Source organism: Nitrobacter winogradskyi (assembly GCF_006539545.1).
Lineage (GTDB): Bacteria > Pseudomonadota > Alphaproteobacteria > Rhizobiales > Xanthobacteraceae > Nitrobacter > Nitrobacter winogradskyi_A.
Genome location: NZ_BJNF01000073.1, coordinates 34,699 through 58,534 on the forward strand (window position 1 = coordinate 34,699; position 23,836 = coordinate 58,534).

General features: G+C 61.0%; 20 protein-coding genes and 1 pseudogene. 16 read left to right on the forward strand and 5 right to left on the reverse strand.

All coding sequences use genetic code 11. From position 1 onward, the window contains the following. Positions 1-188: 188 nt before the first annotated feature. The 9 genes from dusB to NWI01_RS13490 all read left to right on the forward strand — a co-directional run bounded on the left by dusB (position 189) and on the right by NWI01_RS13490 (position 11,936). Positions 189-1,238: a tRNA dihydrouridine synthase DusB gene (dusB, locus tag NWI01_RS13450; RefSeq protein WP_141384326.1), complete on the forward strand. Its 1,050-nt coding sequence runs from the start codon at positions 189-191 to the stop codon at positions 1,236-1,238. Beyond that, positions 1,235-2,410 (forward strand): two-component system sensor histidine kinase NtrB, encoded by a 1,176-nt coding sequence (locus NWI01_RS13455; RefSeq protein ID WP_141384327.1) that lies wholly within the window; start codon positions 1,235-1,237, stop codon positions 2,408-2,410. The genes dusB and NWI01_RS13455 overlap by 4 nt, the downstream gene beginning before the upstream one ends. Before the next feature lie 7 nt (positions 2,411-2,417). Continuing rightward, positions 2,418-3,857 (forward strand): nitrogen regulation protein NR(I), encoded by a 1,440-nt coding sequence (ntrC, locus tag NWI01_RS13460; RefSeq protein WP_141384328.1) that lies wholly within the window; start codon positions 2,418-2,420, stop codon positions 3,855-3,857. 142 nt (positions 3,858-3,999) lie between these two features. Then, positions 4,000-6,300, forward strand: coding sequence for a sensor histidine kinase NtrY-like (locus NWI01_RS13465; RefSeq protein ID WP_141384329.1), 2,301 nt, complete (start codon positions 4,000-4,002; stop codon positions 6,298-6,300). A gap of 17 nt (positions 6,301-6,317) precedes the next feature. After that, on the forward strand, positions 6,318-7,688 hold the full coding sequence (ntrX, locus tag NWI01_RS13470) for a nitrogen assimilation response regulator NtrX (RefSeq protein ID WP_141384330.1): 1,371 nt from the start codon (positions 6,318-6,320) through the stop codon (positions 7,686-7,688). Between the two features lie 22 nt (positions 7,689-7,710). Further along, positions 7,711-8,568 (forward strand): D-amino-acid transaminase, encoded by an 858-nt coding sequence (locus NWI01_RS13475; RefSeq protein WP_141384331.1) that lies wholly within the window; start codon positions 7,711-7,713, stop codon positions 8,566-8,568. A 184-nt stretch (positions 8,569-8,752) separates the two neighbouring features. After that, a complete protein-coding gene (gene hfq, locus NWI01_RS13480; protein WP_009797508.1) occupies positions 8,753-9,001 on the forward strand; it encodes an RNA chaperone Hfq in 249 nt (82 codons plus the stop codon). Between the two features lie 68 nt (positions 9,002-9,069). Further along, complete coding sequence (hflX, locus tag NWI01_RS13485; protein WP_141384332.1) at positions 9,070-10,398, forward strand: GTPase HflX; 1,329 nt, start codon at positions 9,070-9,072, stop codon at positions 10,396-10,398. Positions 10,399-10,499: 101 nt separating this feature from the next. Further along, positions 10,500-11,936 (forward strand): NAD-dependent succinate-semialdehyde dehydrogenase, encoded by a 1,437-nt coding sequence (locus NWI01_RS13490; RefSeq protein ID WP_141384333.1) that lies wholly within the window; start codon positions 10,500-10,502, stop codon positions 11,934-11,936. Between the two features lie 23 nt (positions 11,937-11,959). On the opposite strand, the gene mazG is transcribed toward NWI01_RS13490, so the two are convergent. Next, positions 11,960-12,784, reverse strand: a complete 825-nt coding sequence (gene mazG / locus NWI01_RS13495) for a nucleoside triphosphate pyrophosphohydrolase (RefSeq protein WP_141384334.1) — start codon at positions 12,782-12,784, stop codon at positions 11,960-11,962. 136 nt (positions 12,785-12,920) lie between these two features. On the opposite strand from mazG, the gene queC reads away from it, so the two are divergent. The 5 genes from queC to NWI01_RS13525 all read left to right on the forward strand — a co-directional run bounded on the left by queC (position 12,921) and on the right by NWI01_RS13525 (position 19,732). Beyond that, positions 12,921-13,637 (forward strand): 7-cyano-7-deazaguanine synthase QueC, encoded by a 717-nt coding sequence (queC, locus tag NWI01_RS13500; RefSeq protein ID WP_141384335.1) that lies wholly within the window; start codon positions 12,921-12,923, stop codon positions 13,635-13,637. A gap of 246 nt (positions 13,638-13,883) precedes the next feature. Continuing rightward, on the forward strand, positions 13,884-14,246 hold the full coding sequence (locus NWI01_RS13510; RefSeq protein WP_244613759.1) for a hypothetical protein: 363 nt from the start codon (positions 13,884-13,886) through the stop codon (positions 14,244-14,246). Between the two features lie 53 nt (positions 14,247-14,299). After that, positions 14,300-15,571 carry a divalent metal ion exporter subunit IhpA gene (ihpA, locus tag NWI01_RS13515; RefSeq protein ID WP_141384336.1) on the forward strand — a complete coding sequence of 424 codons (1,272 nt, stop codon included), beginning with the start codon at positions 14,300-14,302 and terminating at the stop codon, positions 15,569-15,571. Next, entirely contained in the window at positions 15,568-16,557 is a 990-nt protein-coding gene (gene ihpB, locus NWI01_RS13520; RefSeq protein ID WP_141384337.1) for a divalent metal ion exporter adaptor subunit IhpB, read from the forward strand. The genes ihpA and ihpB overlap by 4 nt, the downstream gene beginning before the upstream one ends. Beyond that, positions 16,547-19,732, forward strand: a complete 3,186-nt coding sequence (locus NWI01_RS13525; RefSeq protein WP_141384338.1) for an efflux RND transporter permease subunit — start codon at positions 16,547-16,549, stop codon at positions 19,730-19,732. Before ihpB ends, NWI01_RS13525 begins: the two co-directional genes overlap by 11 nt. Positions 19,733-19,808: 76 nt before the next feature. Here NWI01_RS13525 and NWI01_RS13530 read toward each other — a convergent pair whose 3' ends face one another. Then, complete coding sequence (locus NWI01_RS13530) at positions 19,809-20,153, reverse strand: carboxymuconolactone decarboxylase family protein (protein ID WP_141384339.1); 345 nt, start codon at positions 20,151-20,153, stop codon at positions 19,809-19,811. A 103-nt stretch (positions 20,154-20,256) separates the two neighbouring features. Here NWI01_RS13530 and NWI01_RS13535 point away from each other — a divergent pair, with 103 nt between their 5' ends. Both NWI01_RS13535 and NWI01_RS13540 read left to right on the forward strand, forming a co-directional pair. Next, positions 20,257-21,084: a TetR/AcrR family transcriptional regulator gene (locus tag NWI01_RS13535; RefSeq protein ID WP_244613760.1), complete on the forward strand. Its 828-nt coding sequence runs from the start codon at positions 20,257-20,259 to the stop codon at positions 21,082-21,084. A gap of 33 nt (positions 21,085-21,117) precedes the next feature. Beyond that, positions 21,118-21,529 (forward strand): annotated as a pseudogene (locus NWI01_RS13540) (IS630 family transposase); the annotation flags it as partial. Between the two features lie 137 nt (positions 21,530-21,666). Here NWI01_RS13540 and NWI01_RS13545 read toward each other — a convergent pair. The 3 genes from NWI01_RS13545 to NWI01_RS13555 form a co-directional block, all read right to left on the reverse strand. After that, entirely contained in the window at positions 21,667-21,993 is a 327-nt protein-coding gene (locus tag NWI01_RS13545; protein WP_141384340.1) for a YnfA family protein, read from the reverse strand. 251 nt (positions 21,994-22,244) lie between these two features. After that, the gene (locus NWI01_RS13550; RefSeq protein WP_141384341.1) at positions 22,245-23,048 is read right to left on the reverse strand and encodes an MBL fold metallo-hydrolase; all 804 of its coding nucleotides are present in this window, start codon (positions 23,046-23,048) and stop codon (positions 22,245-22,247) included. Further along, entirely contained in the window at positions 23,045-23,836 is a 792-nt protein-coding gene (locus tag NWI01_RS13555; protein ID WP_141384343.1) for a TatD family hydrolase, read from the reverse strand. Before NWI01_RS13555 ends, NWI01_RS13550 begins: the two co-directional genes overlap by 4 nt.

The window sequence follows — 23,836 nt, forward strand, 5'->3', positions numbered from 1 at the left end:
AAGGAATCGGGTTGTTGAGCAGGCCCTTACCATGCCGTTAGCAAAAACTGCAGGAGTCCAGACCAGGCCGCGAATTATTCGGTACAGGCGCAGTTGGCAAGATACCGGGAACTGGCTATTGTGTAGGCATAAATTCATCATGCCTAATAAATAAGCTAGTCAGAACGTAGCGACGGAATGATTGGACCATGAGCACAAGCCTGACAGGTCCCCCACCGTCATCAAGTCTCGGATCGTTCGCGGTTGGAGATATTTCCATCCGCAACCGCGTTCTTCTTGCGCCGATGTCGGGGATCACGGACAGGCCGTTCCGGCACCTTGCCGAAGCGCTGGGGGCGGCGCTCGTCGTATCCGAAATGACCGCGAGCGACGATCTCGTCCGCGGGCGTCCGATGTCCGTGCTTCGCTGCGAAGCCACCGGTCACGGGCCGCACGTCGTTCAGCTTGCCGGCTGCGAGACGCGCTGGATGGCGGAAGCCGCGCGGATCGCCGAGGCGGCCGGCGCGCACATCGTCGATATCAACATGGGTTGTCCCGCCCGCCACGTGACAGGCGGCCAGTCGGGTTCGGCCCTGATGCGCGATCCCGACCATGCCCTCGACCTGATCGAGGCGACGGTTGGCGCGGTGAACGTGCCGGTCACACTCAAAATGCGCCTCGGATGGGACGACCACTCGTTCAATGCGCCTTCGCTGGCGCGGCGAGCCGAATCCGCCGGCGTGCAGATGATTACCGTTCACGGCCGGACGCGCTGCCAGTTCTACAAAGGCCGCGCCGATTGGCGGGCCGTGCAAGCCGTGAAGGAAGCGGTCCGCGTTCCCGTCGTCGTCAACGGTGACATCACCTCGTTCGACGCAGCCGTTGCTGCGCTGGAGGCGTCGGGGGCCGATGCAGTCATGGTGGGCCGCGGCGCGCAGGGCCGTCCCTGGCTGCCGGGTCAGATCGGGCGGCGGCTCGAAACCGGCATCGAAGAACCGCATCCTTCGCTCACGGATCAGTTGGCTTACATCCGCGCGCTTTATGACGAACTGCTTCTGCATTACGGCCTGCGCATCGGGCTTCGTCATGCGCGAAAGCATCTTGGCTGGGCGCTCGATACGGCGGCGGCGCTTGGCGCCGTGCCGACACCGGTCCGGAAATCGTGGCGGACGAAAGTTCTGACGGCCGATGATCCCTCCGGCGTACAGCGGTTACTGGTGGATGCGTTCGACGATTTCGCGTGGAGGGCCGCGGCATGATGTCGATCGCGCAGCATCCGCGGGTCCCATCTTCCGATGGCGAAGCCATTCTCAATGCGCTTCCAAACCCTGTGCTGCTGATCGCGCCCGACGGCCGGATCGTTGACGCCAACATGGCGGCGGAGTCCTTCTTTGAGATGTCGAAGCAGTTCCTGCAACGCGAGCCGTTGAAGCAGCTTATTCCCTTCGGCAGTCCGCTCCTGACCCTGATCGATCAGGTTCGCGACAGCGGCGCGCCCGTCAACGAGTTCAGGGTTGACCTCGGCACGCCGAGGATCGGCCGTGACCGTCAGGTCGACCTGCATGTCGCGCCCCTGACGGAACGGCCGGCCCACATCGTGGTGATGATCCAGGAGCGCACCATCGCCGACAAGATGGATCGGCAGTTGACCCATCGCAGCGCGGCGCGCTCGGTGACGGCGCTTGCAGCCATGCTCGCGCACGAAATCAAGAACCCGCTCTCCGGCATCCGCGGCGCGGCGCAGCTTCTCGAACAGGGGGCGACGCCGGACGATCGAATGCTGACCCGGCTGATCTGCGACGAGGCGGACCGTATCGTCACGCTGGTCGATCGCATGGAGGTATTCGGCGACGAGCGGCCGATCAGGCGGGACCCGGTCAACATTCACGCGGTGCTCGATCATGTCAAACGGCTCGCGCAGTCGGGCTTCGCGCGAAACGTCAGGTTCACCGTGGATTACGATCCGTCGCTTCCGCCGGTTCTCGGCGATCGGGATCAACTGGTTCAAATCTTTCTGAACCTTGTCAAGAATGCCGCCGAAGCTGTTTCTGATCTCGGAGAAGAGGGAGAAATCCAGTTCACGACCGCATTCCGTCCCGGCTTGCGCCTTTCTCTTCCGGGCAAGAAAACGCGGGTTTCGCTGCCACTGGAATTCTGCGTCAAGGACAATGGTCCCGGCGTGGCGGAGGATCTGCTTCCAAACCTGTTCGATCCGTTCGTCACCACCAAGCAGACCGGCAGCGGGCTCGGTCTGGCGCTGGTCGCGAAGATCGTCGGGGATCATGGCGGCATTGTCGAGTGCGAGTCGCAGCCGCGCAAGACCAACTTCCGGATCCTGCTGCCGATGTTCGATTCCGGTCCGGTACACCGGCAGGGCGATGACGCTGCGGCGGCCGGAATGCCGTCACGCTCCGCACGCCATCCAGCATGAGGACAAAATGTCTCCAGCAAACATACTTGTCGCCGATGATGACGGGGCCATCCGTACGGTGATCAATCAGGCGTTGTCGCGCGCCGGATATGATGTGCGCCTGACCGGGAATGCCGCAACGCTGTGGCGATGGGTCAGCCAGGGTGAAGGTGATATCGTCATCACCGACGTGGTGATGCCGGACGAGAACGCTTTCGACCTTCTGCCTCGCATCAAGAAAATCAGGCCGAACCTGCCGGTCATCGTGATGAGCGCGCAGAACACCTTCATGACGGCGATCCGCGCCTCCGAGCGCGGTGCGTACGAATATCTTCCCAAGCCGTTCGATCTCAAGGAACTGATCGCAATCGTCGGCCGTGCGCTTGCCGAGCCGAAGGAGAGCGCGGCCAGCCGCAGCGACGAGAATGAAGGCGATTCCCTGCCGCTGATCGGTCGATCCCCCGCCATGCAGGAAATCTACCGTGTGCTGGCGCGGCTGATGCAGACGGACCTGACCGTGATGATTTCCGGTGAGTCCGGCACCGGCAAGGAACTTGTCGCGCGCGCGCTTCACGACTACGGCAAGCGTCGCAGCGGCCCTTTCGTCGCTGTCAATATGGCGGCGATTCCCCGCGACCTGATCGAATCGGAGTTGTTCGGTCACGAGCGCGGCGCTTTCACGGGCGCGAACGCCCGCGCGTCTGGTCGTTTTGAGCAGGCAGAAGGAGGGACTCTCTTTCTCGACGAAATCGGCGACATGCCGATGGAGGCGCAGACACGTCTGCTTCGCGTACTTCAGCAAGGTGAATATTCCACCGTCGGGGGAAGGACGGCCATCAAGACGGATGTCCGTATCGTTGCCGCATCCAACAAGGATCTTCGTGTCCTGATTCAGCAGGGGCTGTTTCGCGAGGATCTTTTTTTCCGCCTCAACGTGGTGCCGCTGCGCCTGCCACCGCTCCGCGAACGCATCGAGGATCTGCCGGATCTGATCAGGCACTTTTTCGTGCTTGCCGAAAAGGATGGACTGCCGCCCAAGAATCTGGACGCGCTTGCGCTCGAACGCTTGAAGAGGCACCGCTGGCCCGGCAACGTCCGCGAGCTTGAAAACCTCGCGCGCAGGCTGGCCGCGCTCTACCCGCAGGATATCATCACCGCTCCGGTGATCGATTGCGAGCTTGCATCTCCCGAGGTGACCTCAGGAAGCACCGGACAAAACATCAATAGCCTCGGTGGCGCCGTCGAGATCTACATGTCGTCGCTTTTCTCAGACTCCCCGAACGGGCTTCCGCCGCCGGGCCTGTATCATCGCGTTCTCAGGGAGATCGAGGTCCCGCTTCTCACCGCCGTGCTGGCGGCGACCCGTGGCAACCAGATTCGCGCCGCCGAGCTTTTAGGCTTGAACCGCAACACGCTCCGCAAAAAAATCCGCGATCTGGATATCCAGGTCTACCGGTCCGGAGGGTAGAGCGTTTTCGAGCGAAGAATCCGTTGTCGGTCGCGGCTGCCGTTAGCGCCGCGGAAATGTCCCAATTGTGCAACATTGTTGTACGATTGCATCAGTTCGCTGGTTGCACCAACGCCAGCCTAAACGCCCAGCTTTCACGCGGATGACCACAGCAGACACGCCGGTTCCCTCGCACGATCCGACACTCGCCGAGTCGCGTGGCTGGACGATCCGCCGGCTATTGGCGCCCGTCGCGATCGGGCTGGCGCTGCTTTCGGCATTCCTTACCTTCGTGGTTTTGGTCGGCCTCACGCCGATCGAGCCGACGCACCGGGTGGTCATTACGTTCCTGCTGGTCGACGCCGGCATCATCCTTCTGCTTGTTGGCATCATCGCCCGCGAGGTCTGGCGTGTCGTGCAAGCCCGCCGCCGGGGTCGCGCCGCGGCGAAGCTGCATGTTCAGGTCGTCGGTCTGTTCTCGATCATCGCCGTGCTGCCGGCGGTCGTGGTTTCGGTCGTCGCCAGCGTCACGATCGACCGCGGCCTCGACCGTCTGTTTTCAGGACCGATCAAGGAGGTCATTGAAAACTCGCGGATCGTCGCGCACGCCTATGCGAATGAGCACGCCCAACTGATCCGGGGCGATATCCTGGGCATGGCCAACGACATTTCCAACGCACGGCCGCTGTACGATCAGGACCGCGTGACATTTCTCCAGCTCCTGACCTCGAGCGCCAAGGCTCGCAACCTTCCCGGCGCGATGCTGATCGACAAGGACGGCCACCTGCTCGTATCGGCGCAAACCGGCATCAAGCGGGCTTACGACACACCGAATCCCGACATTCTCAAGAATGTGAACGAGGACGATCCGCAGATCGCGCTCATTCCGGAGGCGAACTACGTCGCCGCCGTCATTCGCCTTCGCGCGTTTCAGGACACGTTCCTTTACGTCGCGAGATTGCTCGATCCCTATGTCGTCTCGCAACTGAAGCAGACCGAGTCGAGCATTGTTGAATACGCCACGATCGAGGCCCGGCGTCTCGGCATCCAGGTGGCGCTCGCGCTGATGTTCGCTGTGATTGCGCTGACCATTCTGATGGCGTCGGTATTGCTCGGCCTGAATTTCGCGGACCGGTTCGTCGCTCCCGTCCGACGCCTGATGAACGCGGCCAACCTCGTATCCACCGGCGACCTGAATGTTCAGGTTCCTGTTTTGAAATCCGAAGGCGACCTGGCCCAGCTTGGCGAGACCTTCAACAAGATGACCGCCGAATTGCGCACCCAGCGCGACGAACTCGTTAATGCGAGCGGCCTGATCGACAGCCGGCGCCGTTTCATCGAGGCGGTGCTGTCGTCGGCCAGCGCCGGCATCATCGGTGTCGACGGCGCCAATACCATCCGCATCCTGAACCGCTCGGCGGAGAAGCTGATCGGCCATTCCGAATCGGAAACGCTGGGGCATCCGTTGTCCGAAGTGATTCCCGAGCTGAGTGATCTCATGCAGACGGCGAGGGAAGGGGCGCAGCGGCTGGTGCAGGGCCAGATCACGCTTAATCGCGACGGCAATGAGCGCAATATCTCGGTGCGCGTCAGTGCAGAGCAAACCAGTCAATCGCGTGACAGCTACATCATCACCCTGGACGATATCACGGAGCTTGTGACCGCGCAGCGCACGTCCGCCTGGGGCGACGTGGCGCGACGAATCGCTCACGAAATCAAGAATCCGTTGACGCCGATACAGCTTTCGGCCGAGCGCATCCGCCGCAAATTCGGCAAGGTGATCACTCAGGACAAGCCGATCTTCGAGCAATGCACCGACACGATCGTGCGTCAGGTCGAGGATATCAGGCGGATGGTCGATGAGTTCTCGCGTTTCGCGCGAATGCCGAAGCCTGTGATGGAAGGAGAGGATGTCGCCGATACGGTCCGCCAGACAGTTTTCCTCATGCGTGTCGGGCATCCCGAGATCGATATCGAAGCCGACATCAGGCAGGAACCGATGCGCGCGCAGTTTGACCGGCGGCTGATCTCGCAGGCGCTGACCAATATCATCAAGAACGCGGCCGAAGCCATCGAAGTCGTGCCGCCGGAGGTGCTCGGAAAAGGCCGGATCGATGTCATCGCCGCGCAGGAAGAGGACGACATCATCATTGACGTGATCGACAATGGTGTCGGCTTACCGAAAGTCGCGCGCGCGCGGCTGCTGGAGCCTTACGTGACGACACGCGAAAAAGGTACCGGCCTTGGTCTTGCGATCGTGGGGCGCGTCCTGGAAGACCATGGCGGAAAGCTCGAGCTCAACGACGCGTCGGCGATCAGGCCGGAAGCGCGGGGAGCCTGGATGCGGTTGCGGTTTGCAGCAACGGGGCCAGCGAATGCGGGAACCATTGGAGATGATGGAGCGACTAACGGGGATACCCTGACCGGAGAAGATACAAAGACTGAGGTTGCTACCGGCGGCTGACGAGGCGGATCCAATTCATGGCACACGACATTCTGATTGTTGACGACGAGGCGGACATTCGCGACCTCGTCGCAGGCATCCTGGAAGACGAGGGGTTCACGACCCGAACCGCGCGCAACAGCGATGAGGCGTTGGCGGAGGTTTCAAGCCGCCGTCCGCACATGGTGTTTCTCGACATCTGGCTGCAAGGCAGCAAGCTCGATGGGCTCCAGCTGCTGGAAATGATCAAGCAGGACAGCCCCGATATGCCCGTCGTCATGATCTCCGGTCATGGCAACATCGAAACGGCGGTCGCGGCCATCAAACGCGGCGCTTACGACTTCATTGAAAAGCCGTTCAAGGCCGACCGCCTGATTCTGGTGGCGACGCGTGCGCTTGAAACCTCACGTCTCAAGCGCGAGGTTCGTGAATTGAAGCAGCTTGCGCCTGCGGCAAGCACACTGGTCGGGCGTTCGCCATGCATGAACCAGCTTCGGCAAACCATCGAGCGCGCGGCGAAGGCGAACAGCCGCATCATGATCGTCGGCCCCTCCGGATCCGGCAAGGAACTGGCGGCGCGAACGCTTCACAATCAGTCGGGCCGTGCCGAGGGTCCGTTTGTCGTCATTAACGCTGCCGCGATCACGCCGGAGCGAATGGAGACCGAACTGTTCGGCGTCGAGCAGAGCGATGGTCAGCAGCCTCGCAAGGCAGGCGCGCTGGAAGAGGCGCATGGCGGAACGCTGTTCATCGACGAAATCGGCGATATGCCGCGCGAAACTCAGAACAAGATCATGCGGGTTCTGGTCGATCAGACCTTTCAGCGCTCGGGCGGCGCGACCAAGATCAAGGTGGATGTGCGCATCATCTCGTCGACAGCGCGCAATCTGGAGGAGGAGATTGCAGCGGGCAGGTTCCGTGAAGACCTCTATCACCGGCTGTCGGTAGTGCCGATCCGCGTTCCGCCATTGTCCGAACGCCGCGAGGATATTCCCGAACTGATCGAATTTTTCATGGACCATATCTCCGCCACGAGCGGTTTGCCCAAGCGCCAGATCGGCGATGACGCGATGGCGGTGCTGCAATCGCATGTCTGGCCGGGCAACGTCCGCCAACTCCGAAACAATGTCGAGCGCGTGATGATCCTGGCCGGCGGGGGACCGGAGGTCGTCATCACCGCGGATATGTTGCCGCAGGATGTCGGCTCCATGGTTCCGGCGATGCCGTCGGGCGTCAATGGCGAACACATCATGGGCTTGCCGCTGCGCGAGGCCCGCGAGGTTTTCGAGCGCGACTATCTGATCGCGCAGATCAGCCGCTTCTCCAATAACATCTCCCGGACGGCGGAGTTTGTCGGCATGGAGCGCTCGGCGCTGCATCGCAAACTCAAGGCGCTCGGCGTGAACTAGAACTCCGAGACGAACTCACCCCATGTCGCGCATCGCTTATGTCAACGGCCGATATCGCGATCTGCGCGATGCCTGCGTCAACGTCGAGGATCGCGGCTATCAGTTTGCCGACGGTGTTTATGAAGTTTGCGAGGTGCGCGGCGCGAGGCTGGTTGACTTCCCCCGGCACATGGCCCGATTGCAGCGGTCGCTGCGCGAACTGCGGATCGCCGAACCGATGCCGATCGTGGCGCTCGGCATCATCATGCGCGAGGTCGTGCGGCGGAATCGCGTGACCTACGGCATCGTGTATCTGCAGGTGACTCGCGGCGTGGCCCGGCGCGATCACGCGTTTCCGCCGCACCCGGTCAAGCCGGGCGTCGTCATCACGGCTCGTGCGCTGGATTATGAGAAAAAGCAGCAAGCCGCCGCCGCCGGCATTACTGTCATTACGCTGCCGGAGAATCGTTGGCCGCGGGTGGATATCAAGTCGGTGTCGCTGCTGCCAAATGTGCTGGCAAAGCAGCAGGCGCGGGAAAAGGGAGCCCATGAGGCGTGGTATGTCGATAGCGACGGGTTCGTCACCGAAGGCGCGTCGAGCAACGCCTGGATCGTGACGAAAGACGGCCGGGCCGTCACCCGGTCGGTGGACCAGGGCATTCTGGCGGGCATCACGCGGGCTGTTCTCGTGGAAGTCCTGAGGGCTTTTCAGATCAGGCTTGAAGAGCGCCCGTTCACGCCGGCGGAAGCCCGCGAGGCGGCGGAAGCGTTTGTAACCTCGGCTTCTCAGATCGTCATGCCCGTGGTCGCGATCGACGGCCAGGTGGTGGGGGATGGTCAGCCGGGCGGTATTGCAAGGCGGATTCGGGAGGAATTCCACCGCTTTTCGGCATTTTCCTGATGGTTTTTGTGTATCCGGGTAAACCTGCGGACCCGAACCGGCTTGCGTAACATCATACTCTGCCTTCTAATCCGAAGGGCCGGGTCCATGAGGAGGATCTCAAGGGGGAGCCGGCGGGCCATGAAAAGCTCGGGAGGGCTGCTTCCGGCTCCAAAAAGCAAAGTTAAACTGCGGGATAACAAAAATGGCGATAGACCGCGCACAAAACCTACAGGACACTTTCCTCAACCACGTTCGTAAGACGAAAACGCCTCTGACGATCTTTCTGGTAAACGGAGTCAAGCTCCAGGGAATCGTGACCTGGTTCGACAATTTCTGCCTGCTGCTCAGGCGCGACGGTCATTCACAACTGGTCTACAAACACGCGATTTCGACCATCATGCCGGGTGCTCCGATCCAGTTGTTTGAAGGCGGCGAGGACGCTCCGCTTTGAGCACATACTTGAAAGTTTCCTGATTGGACCCCCGCCAGTTCGAGGGGAGCACCGACTCATCAGGGTCGATGCGGGGCGAGCCCACCGGACGAGCGATCGTCATCGGCCCATATGTGCGGACGCGGGGCGGCGATGCCGAAACGCCGCGACGATCCGTGCGCAATACCGATGCCCGGCTGGATGAAGCCGCCGGTCTCGCCCGGGCGATCGACCTTCATGTGGTTCGGGCGATCGTTGCTCCCGTCAGCCAGATCAGGCCCGCGACATATCTGGGCAAGGGCAAGGTCGAGGAGTTGAAGGGCTTGATCGCCGCCGATGGAGTCGGTCTCGTGGTGATGGACTGCGCGCTGTCGCCCATTCAACAGCGCAACCTTGAAAAGGCCTGGAGCACAAAGGTGCTGGACCGCACGGGCTTGATCCTCGAAATCTTCGGGCGCCGCGCCAAGACCAAAGAGGGCGCGCTTCAGGTCGAGCTTGCTCATCTCAACTATCAGCGTAGCCGTCTGGTGCGCTCCTGGACTCACCTCGAGCGGCAGCGTGGTGGTTTCGGCTTCATGGGCGGGCCCGGCGAAACCCAGATCGAGGCGGATCGCCGCCTGATCGGCGATCGCATCACGCGACTGGAAAACGATCTTAAGAAGGTGCAGGCGACGCGGCGGCTGCATCGCGCCGGTCGGCAGCGCGTGCCCTATCGCATGGTTGCGCTCGTTGGCTATACAAATGCCGGAAAATCGACGCTGTTCAATCGATTGACGCGCGCGGACGTTCAGGCCGCCGACATGCTGTTCGCGACGCTCGATCCCACGCTGCGCTCGCTTGCGCTACCCCACGGCGGAAAGGCCATGCTGTCGGACACCGTCGGATTCATATCCAATTTGCCGACCCAGCTCGTCGCTGCTTTCCGCGCGACGCTGGAGGAGGTGATGGAAGCGGACGTTGTTCTTCATGTTCGTGATATTTCGCATGAGGATACGGAGGCGCAGCAGCACGATGTCGAAACCGTGCTGCATCAACTCGGCATCGATCCCGACGGATCCGCTCGCATCATCGAGGTCTGGAACAAGATAGATCGTTTCGATGTCGATCAGCGCAAAGACCTGGAGAACGTGGCTGCGCGCCGTTCAACGGATGTGCCGCGTTTTCTCGTTTCCGCCGAAACCGGTGAAGGGGTTGAGACGCTGCTTGCGGCGATCGAGGATCGGCTGGCGGCAACCCGAACCACGCTGGACCTGTCGGTCGATGCCTCGGATGGCGCGGCAATCAGCTGGCTGCATCGGAACTCCGAAGTGCTCGCCAAGGAACTGCGCGACGGCCGTTACGACATGACCGTCAGGGTCGATGAGACAAAACGTGACATACTCGTCAACCGGTATGGCGCGGCGCCACGTCCGCTTTAACTTTCGCTCCCGAACCAGGGCCGCGCAAGGATGGTCTTGACCGGCGGAACGTCGGACTATTCCATGTTCATCAAATCGCATGAAAGCCGCAGGAGATTTCCGTGAGCTATCAGGATACATCGCTGCTGATCGACGGAAGGTGGCGCCCCGGCGCCTCCGGCAGGACGATCGCCGTCCTCAATCCCGCGACCGAAGAACAGATCGGAACGGTCGCTCATGCCGATCGGGCCGATCTCGATGAGGCGCTTGCCGCTGCCGACAAGGGATTCAAGATCTGGCGGGCGGTCGCGCCTTTCGAGCGCGCCAGGATCATGCGTAGGGCGGCTGTCTTGATGCGGGAGCGAGTCGAGCGCATCGCAACGCTGATGACGATGGAGCAGGGCAAGGTTCTCGCTGAAGCCAGAATCGAGACGCTGGCCGCGGCCGACGTCATTGAATGGTTCGCGGAAGAGTCCCGGAGGGCGTATGGCCGCGTGATTCCTGCGCGGGGCCCGGGCATCTACCAGATTGCGATCAAGGAGCCGGTCGGTCCTGCGGCGGCTTTCACGCCGTGGAATTTTCCCATCAATCAGGTCTGTCGCAAACTGTCGGCCGCGCTTGCCGCTGGTTGCTCGATTATCGTCAAGGCCCCCGAGGAAACGCCGGCGTCTCCCGCCGAACTGCTCCGCGCGTTTGTCGACGCGGGCGTGCCCGACGGCGTCATCAATCTCGTTTTCGGCGTGCCTGCCGAAATCTCCGAATATCTGATCCCGCATCCGGTCATCAGAAAAATATCCTTCACAGGCTCGACGGCGGTGGGCAAGCGGCTCGCAGCGCTCGCCGGACTGCACATGAAGCGCGCGACCATGGAACTCGGCGGTCATGCACCGGCCATCGTGTTCGACGACGCCGACATTGCAAGCGCGGTCAAGATCATCTCGGGCGCTAAATTCCGCAACGCCGGGCAGGTCTGCATCGCGCCGACGCGCCTTCTCGTGCAGGACAAGGTGTACAAGGATTTCGTCGACCAGTTCACGGAAGCCGCCAAGGCGGTTAGAGTCGGCAACGGGCTCGACCCCGATTCAACAATGGGATCGCTCGCTAATTCGCGGCGCGTTTCCGCCGTGGAAGGTTTTGTTCAGGATGCGGTCGGGAAGGGCGGCAGGCTTGCGACGGGCGGGCATCGCGTCGGCAACAAGGGATATTTTTTCGAGCCGACAGTTCTGGCCGACGTGTCGAAGGACGCCCGCGCCATGAATGAGGAGCCATTCGGCCCCCTGGCGCTGATTTCTCCGTTCTCGAGCCTCGACGAGGCCGTCGAAGAATCGAACCGCCTGCCATACGGCCTTGCGTCTTATGCGTTCACCAGTTCGACCAGGACGGCAACCGCCATTGGCGCTGCAATTGAGAGCGGCATGGTTGCCATCAACAATGTCGCTCTCGCTTTGCCGGAGAATCCATTCGGAGGCGTCAAGGACTCCGGCTATGGTTCAGAGGGTGGAATCGAGGCGATGGAATCCTACCTCATCACCAAGTTCATCAGCCAGACCGGCGTATAAGCAGCGACTTTCCGTCCTGATGCTCAACCCGTTTCCTGCTGCTTCGCCTCGTTCCACAGCGCATCCATCTCGGCAAGAGAGGCATCCCCCAGCGAGCGGCCCTTCGCGGCAAGCGCCTGTTCGATGTAGGCGAACCGCCGCTCGAATTTCGCGTTCGTCGCACGGAGAGCCGTTTCGGGATCAGCGTCGATATGGCGCGCGAGGTTGACCAACGCAAACATGAGATCGCCGGTCTCAGACGCGATGTCGGACCTGTCACCGCGATCGAGCGCCGCCTCGATCTCGTCGGCTTCCTCGCGGATCTTGTCGAGTACGGCACGGGGATCGTTCCAGTCGAAGCCCACCGTCGAAGCTTTTCGCTGCAAGGCCATCGCGCGCGTCAACGCAGGCTGACCGGCCTTGATGTCCGCGAGCAGACCCGAGGCCGGCGTTTCCCTCGTCTGTTTGCGCGCGGTGCGCTCCGCCTTTTCTTCCGCCTTGATGCGTTCCCATGTTCCTTTCACATCGGATGGCGCGATGAATCCTGCATCGTCGGGAAAGACATGTGGATGCCGCCGGATCATTTTGCGCGTGATCGCTTCGACCACATCTCCAAACGAAAAGGAGTCCTGCTCTTCGGCGATGCGCGCGTGAAAGACGACTTGCAACAGCAGGTCACCGAGCTCGTCGCAGAGATCAATCAGATCATTGCGCGCGATCGCGTCCGCCACCTCGTAGGCTTCTTCGATGGTATAGGGCGCAATGGTCGCAAACGTCTGTTCGAGATCCCACGGGCAGCCGGCGCCGGGCGTTCTCAATTGCTTCATGATGTCGATCAGGCGTGAAATATCGCGGGAAGGGGTGGTCATCGGTTCACCGGTATCGGGATGGACTTGCTTTCTCTATGCCGGAAGCAGCGCCGTCGTCCCAGCAAAAAAGGCAAGGGACCCGGCCACGCAATCCCCACCGATGGCGCGGGGAGCCGTGGGATGCTATTGCGTCGCCATGCCTGATGAAACCACCTCACATACCGCACTGGTGCTGTTTTCCGGAGGCCAGGACTCCGCGACGTGCCTTGCGTGGGCGCTGCAACGGTTCGCGCGCGTCGAAACGCTGGGGTTCGATTACGGCCAGCGCCACGGCATCGAACTCGACTGCCGCGACAGGCTGCTCGCGGGCATGGCGTCCATTCGCCCGGATTGGGCGAAAAAACTCGGCGAAACCCACACGCTCGCCATTCCAACACTGGCGGAGATTTCCGATACGGCGTTGACCCGGAACGTCGCGATCGAAGTAAGCGAGGGCGGATTGCCCAATACGTTCGTGCCGGGGCGCAATCTGGTGTTCCTGACTCTCGCGGCGGCACTGGCCTACAGGCGCGGCGTGACGGATATCGTCGGCGGCATGTGCGAGACCGATTATTCCGGATATCCCGATTGTCGTGATGAAACCATCAGAGCCCTGCGCATCGCGCTCAATCTTGGAATGGCCAGACAGTTCGAACTGCATACGCCGCTGATGCGGCTCGACAAGGGGGAAACCTGGTCGCTTGCGCATGAACTCGGTGGGACGGGGCTGGTCGATCTCATCCGTGAACATTCGCACACCTGCTATCTCGGCGAGCGCGGTGCGCGGTACGCCTGGGGCTACGGCTGCGGCGAGTGCCCGGCGTGCGGGTTGCGCGCAAAAGGCTGGCGCGAATACGTGGCGCGGACCGCTTGACCCCCGTCATGCGGCCGGACCGGACGGCGGCACGAAACCTGACGACTCCAACCGGCCGTCCGATTGGAAGCCGTCTGACGCGTTATAGTGTTGCAGTCGACTTGATGTCCGCGAGCGTGCTATAGCGTTTTCGAGCGAAGCATGTCCTCGGGCTTGACCCGAAGATGGAATCCGGTTCGCGTGAAGAAAACGCGTCAAAACATAAAGACTCCGGACAACGAGTGCCGACTTGAGACGGGTGCGCTTTTGATCCTCACCGCAAACGATGTCCGAACCTATTGCCTGCGCGCACTGCGTAGCAGGGTGGCGGTTGTGCTTCTGATCGTGACCTATCTATTGTCGGGCGCGTCGCATCATTGTTTCGATATGAATGTGCCTGCGCCTGAAAGTCGGATCGTTCTCTCGATGACCTCGGCTCACATGGACAGCGACTCGCCGGGAGTACTCGCGGATCATCACTGTCACGGATGCTTCCAGGTCTCGCTGCCCGATCCGCCGTTATTCTCTGTTGCGATCGAGCATCAAACCGCCGCCGTGCCCCGGGCGATGACGCAAGCCTCCGATCTTGTCCCCGGTATCGATACGCCACCACCGAAACTCCTGGGCTGAACGCATTCACGGGCGCATCGACGTCCTGATTCCGTTATTCGCCAGGATCTTCCATGCTATTAAAGTCCGCCGCGCATCTTGCGTGGGCGACGGTGCTGCTGATCAGCCCCTGGCTGATGGCGCCGTCGTATTCTCAAACGCTGACCTTGAGGGCCGCGCTTCAACGCGCTCTCGCTGCTAACCCGCGCTTGAACGCCGCCGGGCGCGATGTCGGCATCGCAACCGGCAGGGGTATCCAGGCCGGGATGCTTATAAATCCCGAGGCATCCTATCAGCAGGATAACTCGCTTGGTTCCGGAAATTATCGCGGAACGCGGTCGGCGGAAACCACGCTCCAGATCAGCCAGTTGTTCGAGCTTTTCGGCAAGCGCGACGCGCGAATTGCCGTCGGCCGGGCCGGCGTGGAGACTGCGGTGATCCAGCGCAAGGCGGTTCGCCTTGAAGTCCTGTCCGAGACGGCTGTCGCTTTTCTGAGCGTTCTCGGTGCCCAACGCAGGATCCAGATTCTGGACGAGCAGATCGCCGCGATCGATGCGTTGACGCCATTGCTGCAGCGGCGGGTGGAGGCTGGTGCGTCGTCATCCGCGGAGATCGGCCGGGCGGACGTCGCATCCGCATTGATGAAAGCAGACCGCGAGCGGCTTCGGGCGAGGCTTGCCAGCACCCGGCGCGAACTTGCCGCGTTGATGGGAGATACCTCCGCCAGATTCCAGTCCGTTGCGGGACGGTTGGACGACCTGGGCCGGCCTCCGTCTTTTCAGGCGGTGGTTGCCGCGATCGACGCGAATCCGCAGTTGATGCGTTGGACCGCCATCTATGCTCAGCGCAACGCCGAACTTCTGGTGGCACGGCTGAAGCCCTATCCCGACGTTCGCGTCAGCGCAGGTTGGCGTCATTTCAACACGACCAATGATGACGCCGTCATACTCTCGCTTTCGGTTCCCATCCCGGTATACGACCAGAATCAGGGCAACATCCTTTCCGCGCAGGAAAACCTTGCAAAAACCAGAGCCGAACGGGAATCCAACCGCAACACGCTCATTGTGCTGGCAGGGCGCGCCTATGACTCCCTGCAAGGTTCGTTACGCGAACTGAAGGTGCTGCGCGAGGTTGCGATTCCGAAATCGCGCAGCGCAGCCGACGCGATCTTCGAAGGATACGGGCAGGGGCGCTTTTCGTTGCTCGAAGTGCTCGATGCCCTGGCAAACGTCGCGCAGGCGCGCCTGCGTGAGCAGGAGGCGCAACAGAACTTTCACGTCGGCGTCGCGACGATCGAAGGTCTCGTCGGCAATCCGTTCGCATTGGCGCGAGGAGTCCCTCGATGAAGGCACTCACGATAATCATATTGGCTGTCGCGGTGCTTGCGGTCGCAGGGATCGGCTATCGCATGCTGGGTCTGACGGACCCCGATGTTCCCGCATTGCGTGAGGATCACGATCACACGATCAATGAGTTCAAGCGGGGGCATGTCGAGGAGGATGAGCATGGCGCCAAGCGCATCCTGATCAGCGACGTCAAACTTGCGGCCGCCGGGGCGGTGCTTGCCGAGGCCGGAGAGGTCACGCTCAGCGACACGCTATCGTTCAACGGCGTGTTGCGGGCCAATCAGGAGACTGTGGTTCAGGTTACGCCGCGGTTTCCGGGCATCGTCCGGTCGATCAGGAAAAGGATCGGGGACACCGTCGCAGGTAACGACCTGCTTGCATCGATCGAAAGCAACCAGAGTCTCACTGTTTACGATCTGAAAGCGCCGATCAGCGGGACCGTGATCGATCGCCAGATATCGCTCGGCGAGTATGCCTCGGAACAGAAGCCTGCCTTCGTAGTCGCGGACCTGTCGACGATCTGGGCTGATCTTTCGATCTATCGTCAGGACCTGAAACGGGTTCGGAGCGGTGATGAAGTGCTGATCGATCCGGATGACGGCGGCGCGGACATCAAGGGGCACATTTCCTATGTCGCGCCGATCGGATCGATCGACACGCAGACAGCCATCGCCCGGATCGTCCTGACCAACACCGATGGACGCCTGCGTCCGGGCCTGTTCGTGACGGCCCGGCTTGTGCTGACAAAACGCAGCGTGCCGGTTGCCGTTCGCGCGGGAGCAATCCAGACGCTGGACAACAAGACCGTCGTTTTCGTCCGGGAGGACAAAGACAAGATTGAGGCTCGTCCGGTCGAGGTCGGAGAATCCGATGCAAGGTTCGTGGAGATTCGAGCCGGCATGGCGGCGGGAGAGCCCTATGTCGCCGAAAACAGCTTCGTTGTGAAAGCGGAGATGGGGAAGGGCGAGGGCGAGCATGGTCATTGATGCAGTCCTTGCCTTCTCCATTCGCCAGCGATGGCTGATGATGCTGTTCGTGCTGGGGATCGGCGTCCTCGGAGCGTGGAATTTCACGAGGCTTCCCATCGATGCCGTACCTGACATCACGAACGTACAGGTCCAGATCAATACCCGCGCGCCGGGCTATTCGCCGCTGGAAACCGAACAGCGGATTACGTTTCCTGTCGAGACCGCGATGGGCGGTCTGCCGAAACTCGACTACACGCGATCGAGCTCACGCTACGGCCTGAGTCAGGTCACGGTCGTCTTTCTCGATGGCACCGACATCTATTTCGCGCGCCAGCTCGTCAACGAGCGCATCCAGCGCGTACGAGATCAATTGCCGCCCGGCGTCGAAGTCGCGATGGGGCCGGTGTCAACCGGCCTCGGCGAAATCTTCATGTATACCGTGGAAGCGAGGACGGGAGCCCGGACGGCGGGAGGTGGCGAGTTTACGCCGAGCGACCTGCGCACCATTCAGGACTGGATCATCAAGCCGCAACTTCGCAACGTTCCCGGCGTGATCGAAGTCAACACCATCGGCGGCTACGAGCGCCAGTTTCACGTGTTGCCGGATCCCGGACGCCTGATGGCCTACAATTTCGGGTTTCGCGACGTGATGACGGCGCTTGCCGCCAATAACGCCAACGTCGGCGCGGGCTACATCGAGCGCAACGGCGAACAATATCTCGTCCGCGCGCCGGGGCAGGTCGCCAACATCGCTGAAATTCAGGAGATCGTCATTGGTTCGCGCGGGGGCATTCCCGTTCGTATCCGTGACGTGGCGAGTGTGAAGGAGGGCAGGGATCTCAGGACCGGCGCAGCCACGATGGACGGGAAGGAAACCGTGCTCGGTACGGCTATGCTGCTTATCGGAGAGAACAGTCGCGCCGTCGCAAGACAGGTAGCTGCAAAGCTCGACGAGATCGTCAGGTCCTTGCCTGAAGGCGTGATCACGCGGACCGTCTACGATCGGACCGTCCTGGTCGATGCGACCATCAGGACCGTCCAGAAAAACCTGATCGAAGGCGCGCTTCTCGTCATCGCGGTTCTGTTCCTTATCCTCGGCAACATTCGCGCGGCGATCGTGACGGCGTGCGTGATCCCGCTTTCCATGCTCTTCACCATCACGGGGATGGTCGAAACGAAAGTCAGCGCCAATCTCATGAGTCTCGGCGCCATTGATTTCGGTATCATCGTCGATGGCGCCGTCATCATCGTCGAGAACTGCCTGCGGCTTCTTGCTGAAGAGCAGCGGAGGAAGGGCCGGATTCTAGCGCTCAATGAGCGGTTGCAGACTATCCTCGATGGATCCAGCGAAGTCATCAAGCCAAGCCTGTTCGGTACGATGATCATCGCGGTTGTGTACCTGCCGGTGCTGACCCTTACGGGCATTGAAGGAAAAATGTTCACGCCGATGGCGCTCACGGTACTGATGGCGTTGCTGGGCGCCGCGATTTTCTCCGTGACGTTCGTGCCGGCGGCGGTCGCGATCGTCGTCACCGGCAAGGTCTCCGAAAAGGAGAACATCTTCATGCGCGGAGCAAAGCAGGTTTATCTGCCATTGCTTGATGGTGCGATCCGGTATCGGCACATGGTTGTGGCCGTCGCCGTGGTCATCGTCCTCGCCAGCGGAGTGGCGGCGACGCGCATGGGTGGCGAATTCATTCCGTCACTCGATGAGGGAGATATCGCGATCGCCGCGATCCGGATACCCGGGACCAGCCTGACGCAATCGCTTGACCTTCAGATGGCGCTTGAGAGGCGAATAAAACAGCTACCCGAGGTGAAGGACTTCTTCGCGCGAACCGGCACGGCGGAGGTCGCCACCGATGCCATGCCGCCGTCGATCTCGGACGGCTACGTCATGTTGAAGCCGCGCCAGGAGTGGCCTGATCCGTCGAAGCCGAAGTCCGATCTGGTGGAGGAAATTGAAGTCGCCGCGAATGAAATTCCGGGCAGCAGCTTTGAAATCTCGCAACCGATTCAGCTGCGCGTCAACGAATTGATTTCAGGCGTGCGGAGCGACCTCGGCATCAAGATCTTCGGCGACGACATGGATATTCTGCTGGGGGCGGCGGAGCAGGTGAGGGACGTCATCAGGGGCATTGCTGGCGCGAGCGACGTGAAGGCCGAGCAGGTGTCGGGACTGCCAATTCTGACGGTCAAGCTCGATCGTCAGGCGCTGTCGCGCTACGGCCTCAGCATCGCCGACGTCCAGAACGTCGTGGAGATCGCCATCGGCGGCAAGAGTGCCGGGAAGCTGTTCGAGGGCGACCGGCGTTTCGATATCGTCGTTCGGCTTCCCGAAAGCCTGAGGGGCCGTTTGGAATCGATCCGCGCCATTTCCATTCCGCTGCCTTCAGCCGGGATCGCGGCAGCGGAGGCGACGAAGGTGGCGTGGGCGACGCCGCCGGTGCAGATGCGTTACGTGCCGCTGTCTTCGGTCGCTGCCGTGGATGTCGCGCCGGGCCCCAATCAGATCAGTCGCGAGAATGGCAAGCGTCGCATCGTCGTTACCGCCAACGTTCGTGAACGCGACCTTGGGTCATTCGTGGCTGACGCGCAGCACGCCGTTGCGGAAAAGGTCAGGCTGCCGCCGGGATACTGGATCGGCTGGGGAGGGCAGTTCGAGCAGCTCGTTTCGGCCACCCAGCGGTTGACCATTGTGGTGCCGGTCGCGCTGGTGCTCGTGCTGCTGCTGTTGTTCATGAGCTTCGGATCGGTCGCTGATGCGTTGCTGGTCTTCAGCGGCGTGCCGCTAGCCCTGACCGGCGGCGTGCTGGCGCTGCTGCTGCGCGGCCTGCCGCTCTCGATCAGCGCCGGGGTGGGTTTCATAGCGCTGTCCGGTGTCGCGGTGCTGAACGGCATGGTCATCGTCGCGTTCATCGAGCGGCTACGGCGCGAGGGAAAGTCGGTGTGGGATGCCGTGCATCAGGGCGCATCGACCCGGCTGCGTCCGGTTCTGATGACGGCGCTAGTCGCCTCGCTGGGGTTCGTTCCGATGGCGATCGCGACCGGGGCTGGAGCGGAAGTCCAGCGGCCATTGGCGACGGTCGTGATCGGCGGCATCGTCTCGTCCACCATCCTTACGCTGCTGGTGCTGCCGGCGTTATATATCCTGTTCCGGAAAGATTCCGACCCAGAGCATTATCGCTTCTGATTGAATCACAGGACGGGTGACTGGTGCCGGTGTCCCGCGCCCGGGTTGGAGGCGGGCGCGGGCGTATCAAAACGGCCTATCGCGCGCCTTCGACCGAATCTACTGCGTCGAGTACTCTTGCCGAAAAGACGACGGCGGCCCCGGTGTTCATTGCGACAGCAACACCGAGCGCCTCTGCAATCTCTTCGCGCGTCGCACCTTCCTGCACCGCCTTTGCCGAGTGAACGGCGATACAGCCATCGCAGCGCGTCGTGACCGCGACGGCAAGCGAAATAAGCTCGCGCGTTTTTTCATCAAGATGCCCGGTCTTTGCGCCCGCGCCGCCGGCCATACGATAGGCATCGACGGTGTCAGGTGAAAGTTTGCGCAGTTCGCCGACGCGTGACGACAACTTGTTCCTAACACTAGCCCAATCAAGCATACACTATCTCCGTCAGTTAATGTTCGATGCTTCCTCCGAGGATAACGGAACGACCTCATTACAGATCCGTTCCTAAATGCTCCTCGTTTCTTCGAGGCCGCCAATGTCTTCATTCGAAGCTAGACAGACAAGTCTGTTCAAGCTATCGCATCGTTTGCTCCTGTCAACTTTGTTCTACGATCGAACCTCACAAGGTGTTGATCATTTCACGCAGAAAGAGAAGAGTGTTCGTGCAGCAATGGCTTGCAACTTATGCGCCAGCATTGATCTGGAGGATTGGATGGGAAAAGGACTGACTACTAATAAGGTAGAACTCTCGCCTCGCGCAGGTCGCGGCAGGCTGCATTTTGACAGATCAAAGCGTCGAGCGCTTGGGGTGAGGGAGCGCGTACTCGCTACGGCTGACAATCTTTTCTTTAACGAAGGAATTCATGAAACGGGTATTAATAAACTGATTGATCAGGCTGGTGTCGCGAAAGCCTCATTCTATTCCACCTTTGCAAGCAAAGATGATCTCGTGGAGGCCTGTCTTGAATCGCGTCACAAAGCCTCTCTCGTGCGACTACGGAAAATAGAAAGCCAGACTGCATCGTTAGAAACAAAAATCGGCGACGTGTTTGATTTGTTGGTGGAAGCTGCGTCGAAATCGACCTTCCGAGGTTGCATATTTGTGGTTGCCGCAATTGAACAGCATGGTCGAAACTTGCCCGCGTTTCGATGGGTTCGAATTCACAAGTTAGCGGTGCGCGATACTTTCGTACGGATGCTTATCTCCGCGGGAGTCAATTCGGCAAGAGAAATTGCTGAGCAGCTTTCCATCATCTATGATGGCAGTTTGGTCACTGCGGCGGTTAGGCCTAGGTCTGGTGCGATTCAACGAGCGCGCTTTATGGCGATCTCGCTGATCCGTAGCAGGTCGTCGGCTCCTTAAATTTCAAACTAGAGCATCTTTGATGAACGCCCCTTCATTCTGGGGTTCATCAAGGCGACGCCGGACATCACGCTTGCCGAGATCGGGGAGCGCCTTGCTAGCGATCGTGGCGTGGAGGCTGCGCCGTCGACGGTCTGGCTGTTTCTCGACCGGCGCGGCATCACGTTCAAAAAAAGACGGCGCATGCCGCCGAGCAGCAGCGGCCCGATGTCCTTCGCCGCCGCATAGATTGTTCGAGGGCCAGTTCGATCTCGATCCTGAGAAGCTGATCTTCATCGACGAGACCACGGTATCCACGAAGATGGCGCGGCTGCGAGGGCTAGCACCTTGCGGCGAGCGATACCGGGCGGCCGTTCCTCATGGCCATTGGAAGACGACCACCTTCACCGTTGGCCTGCGACTGTCCGGCGTGGCGGAGCCGATGCTGCTCGACGGCCCGATGAACGTGAGTGATAAAATTAAACGCGGGCGACAATCCGCTCAGGTCGCGCTGCTCGTCGTATAATTCGCATAAGGTATATTATGGAATATTATTGGTGATATTTCGCCGTCGGACTTTTAATCGAAGGATCAGAGGCTTATTCAGATTTCGCGCGGCCCGAACAGGATGACCACGGCTCCTATAAGGCAGATCAGCGCGCCAGTGAGATCCCACCTGTCCGGCTCAATGCCTTCCACGGACCAGAGCCAGCCAAGCGACGCGGCGATGTAAATGCCGCCATAAGCGGCGTAGGCGCGCCCCGCCGCTTCGCTGTCGACCAATGTCAGCAGATAAGCGAACAGCGTCAGGGAAGCCATTCCCGGCACGAGCCACCAAACCGACTTCCCAAGACGCAACCAGGCCCAGAATGCGAAGCAACCGGCGATTTCCGCGATGGCGGCGCCAACATATGCAGCAGGTGTGATCACTTCGTTCCGAGTTGCTGTGCGGCTGTTTCCGGTCCTCTCCGAAGGAACGCGTGTCGGGAGCGGGCGTCGATCCGGTCATGATGTCGATAAGATGCCGCGTAAATATATCGATATTTCATCGGTGCTTGGCGGAGTTTTCTGAGAGCAGCGGTGAGGTCGATCTTTCAGTCCGAGAACGGGATTCCCTCGCAGGATAACACACGCGGAGCGCTCGCTTTCCTCCGGTAAGGGACATCTCTCGCTTGCCCCCATCAGGCCGTATCGATCGTGAGACGCATCCCGTCATACGCCGGCGTGACATTCGCCGGAAGCTCCCGTCGCAGTATCTCGTAATCCAGATCGGAATGCATGTTGGTGATCACGGCGCGCTTGGGCTTGAACCGGTCGATCCAGGACAACGCATCGGCGACGCTGAAATGAGTAGGGTGCTGCGCGTAGCGTAGCGCATCGACGATCCACAGATCGAGATGTTCCAAGGCAGGCCAGCTTTCCGGCGGAATATCGCAGAGATCGGGCGTATAGACGGCATCGCCGATCCGATACCCCAGCGCCGTGATTTGACCGTGCTGCACCAGGAAGGCCGACAATGTGAGCGCGCCGCCGCGGCCGTTGATGGTCCTGCTCTCGCCCGCCTCAATCGAGCGTTGCTCCAGTATCGGCGGATAGAAGCTGCCTTCGGGTGTCTCGAAGCAGTACGCAAAACGCTGCATGACATCCACGGCCGTGGACTTGTTGAGATACACCGGAATCCGCCGGCCCTGATGCAGGACGACCGAGCGGAGGTCATCGATCCCGTGAGTCTGGTCGGCGTGTTCATGACTCAGGAACACCGCGTCGATATGATCGACATTGGCGTCGATCAACTGCTCACGCAGGTCGGGCGAGGTGTCGATCACAACGCGCGTCGTGCCCTCCTCCGAAATGCGTTCGGCCATGAGCGAGCAGCGGCGGCGGCGGTTCTTCGGATTCGCGGGATCGCAGGCGCCCCAGCCCATTGCCGGACGTGGCACGCCGGCGGACGAGCCGCAGCCGAGAATGGTCAGCGTCAGCGTCATGCGGCTGCATCCGGATGCGGTACCTTGGAGAACAGCCGAAAGAAATTCTCGGTGGTTTGTCGCGAGATCTCATCGAATGAAACGCCGCGCGCGTACGCCAGCACCTTCGCGGTCTCCACGACATAAGAGGGTTCGTTGCGCTTGCCGCGAAACTTGCCGGGCGCAAGATACGGTGCATCGGTCTCGACCAGGATGCGATCCGAGGGCAACTCCGCGGCGAGCGCGCGCAATGCATCGGATTTCTTGAACGTGAGAATTCCGGTGAAGCCGATATACAATCCGAGCGCGACCGCTTTCATCGCGAGTTCGCGGCCACCCGTGTAGCAATGCAGCACGGCGCGAAAAGCACCCTTCGCCATTTCCTCATCGAGGATGTGACCGCAGTCCTCGTCCGCCTCGCGGGTGTGGATCACCAAGGGTAAACCGGTCTCGCGCGCGGCTGCGATGTGAGTGCGGAATCCCCGTGCCTGCGCAGCGTGCGAGCCGTGCTCGTAGAAATAGTCCAGCCCCGCCTCTCCCAGCGCGGCGACTTTTGGATGGCGTGTCAGCGCGATGAGCTCGTCGATCGAAATGCCGTCCTCTTCGTCGGCATGATGCGGATGGGTGCCGACCGAGCAATAGACATTCGAAAACCGTTCCGCGATGACGAGCAGTTTCGTCTGCTCCCTCACCCGGGTCGAGATCGTCACCATGCGCCCTACCCCCGCCGCTTCAGCGCGCGCGACCACGGCGTCGAGTTCATCGGCAAAATCGGGAAAATCCAGATGGCAATGGCTGTCGACAAGCAT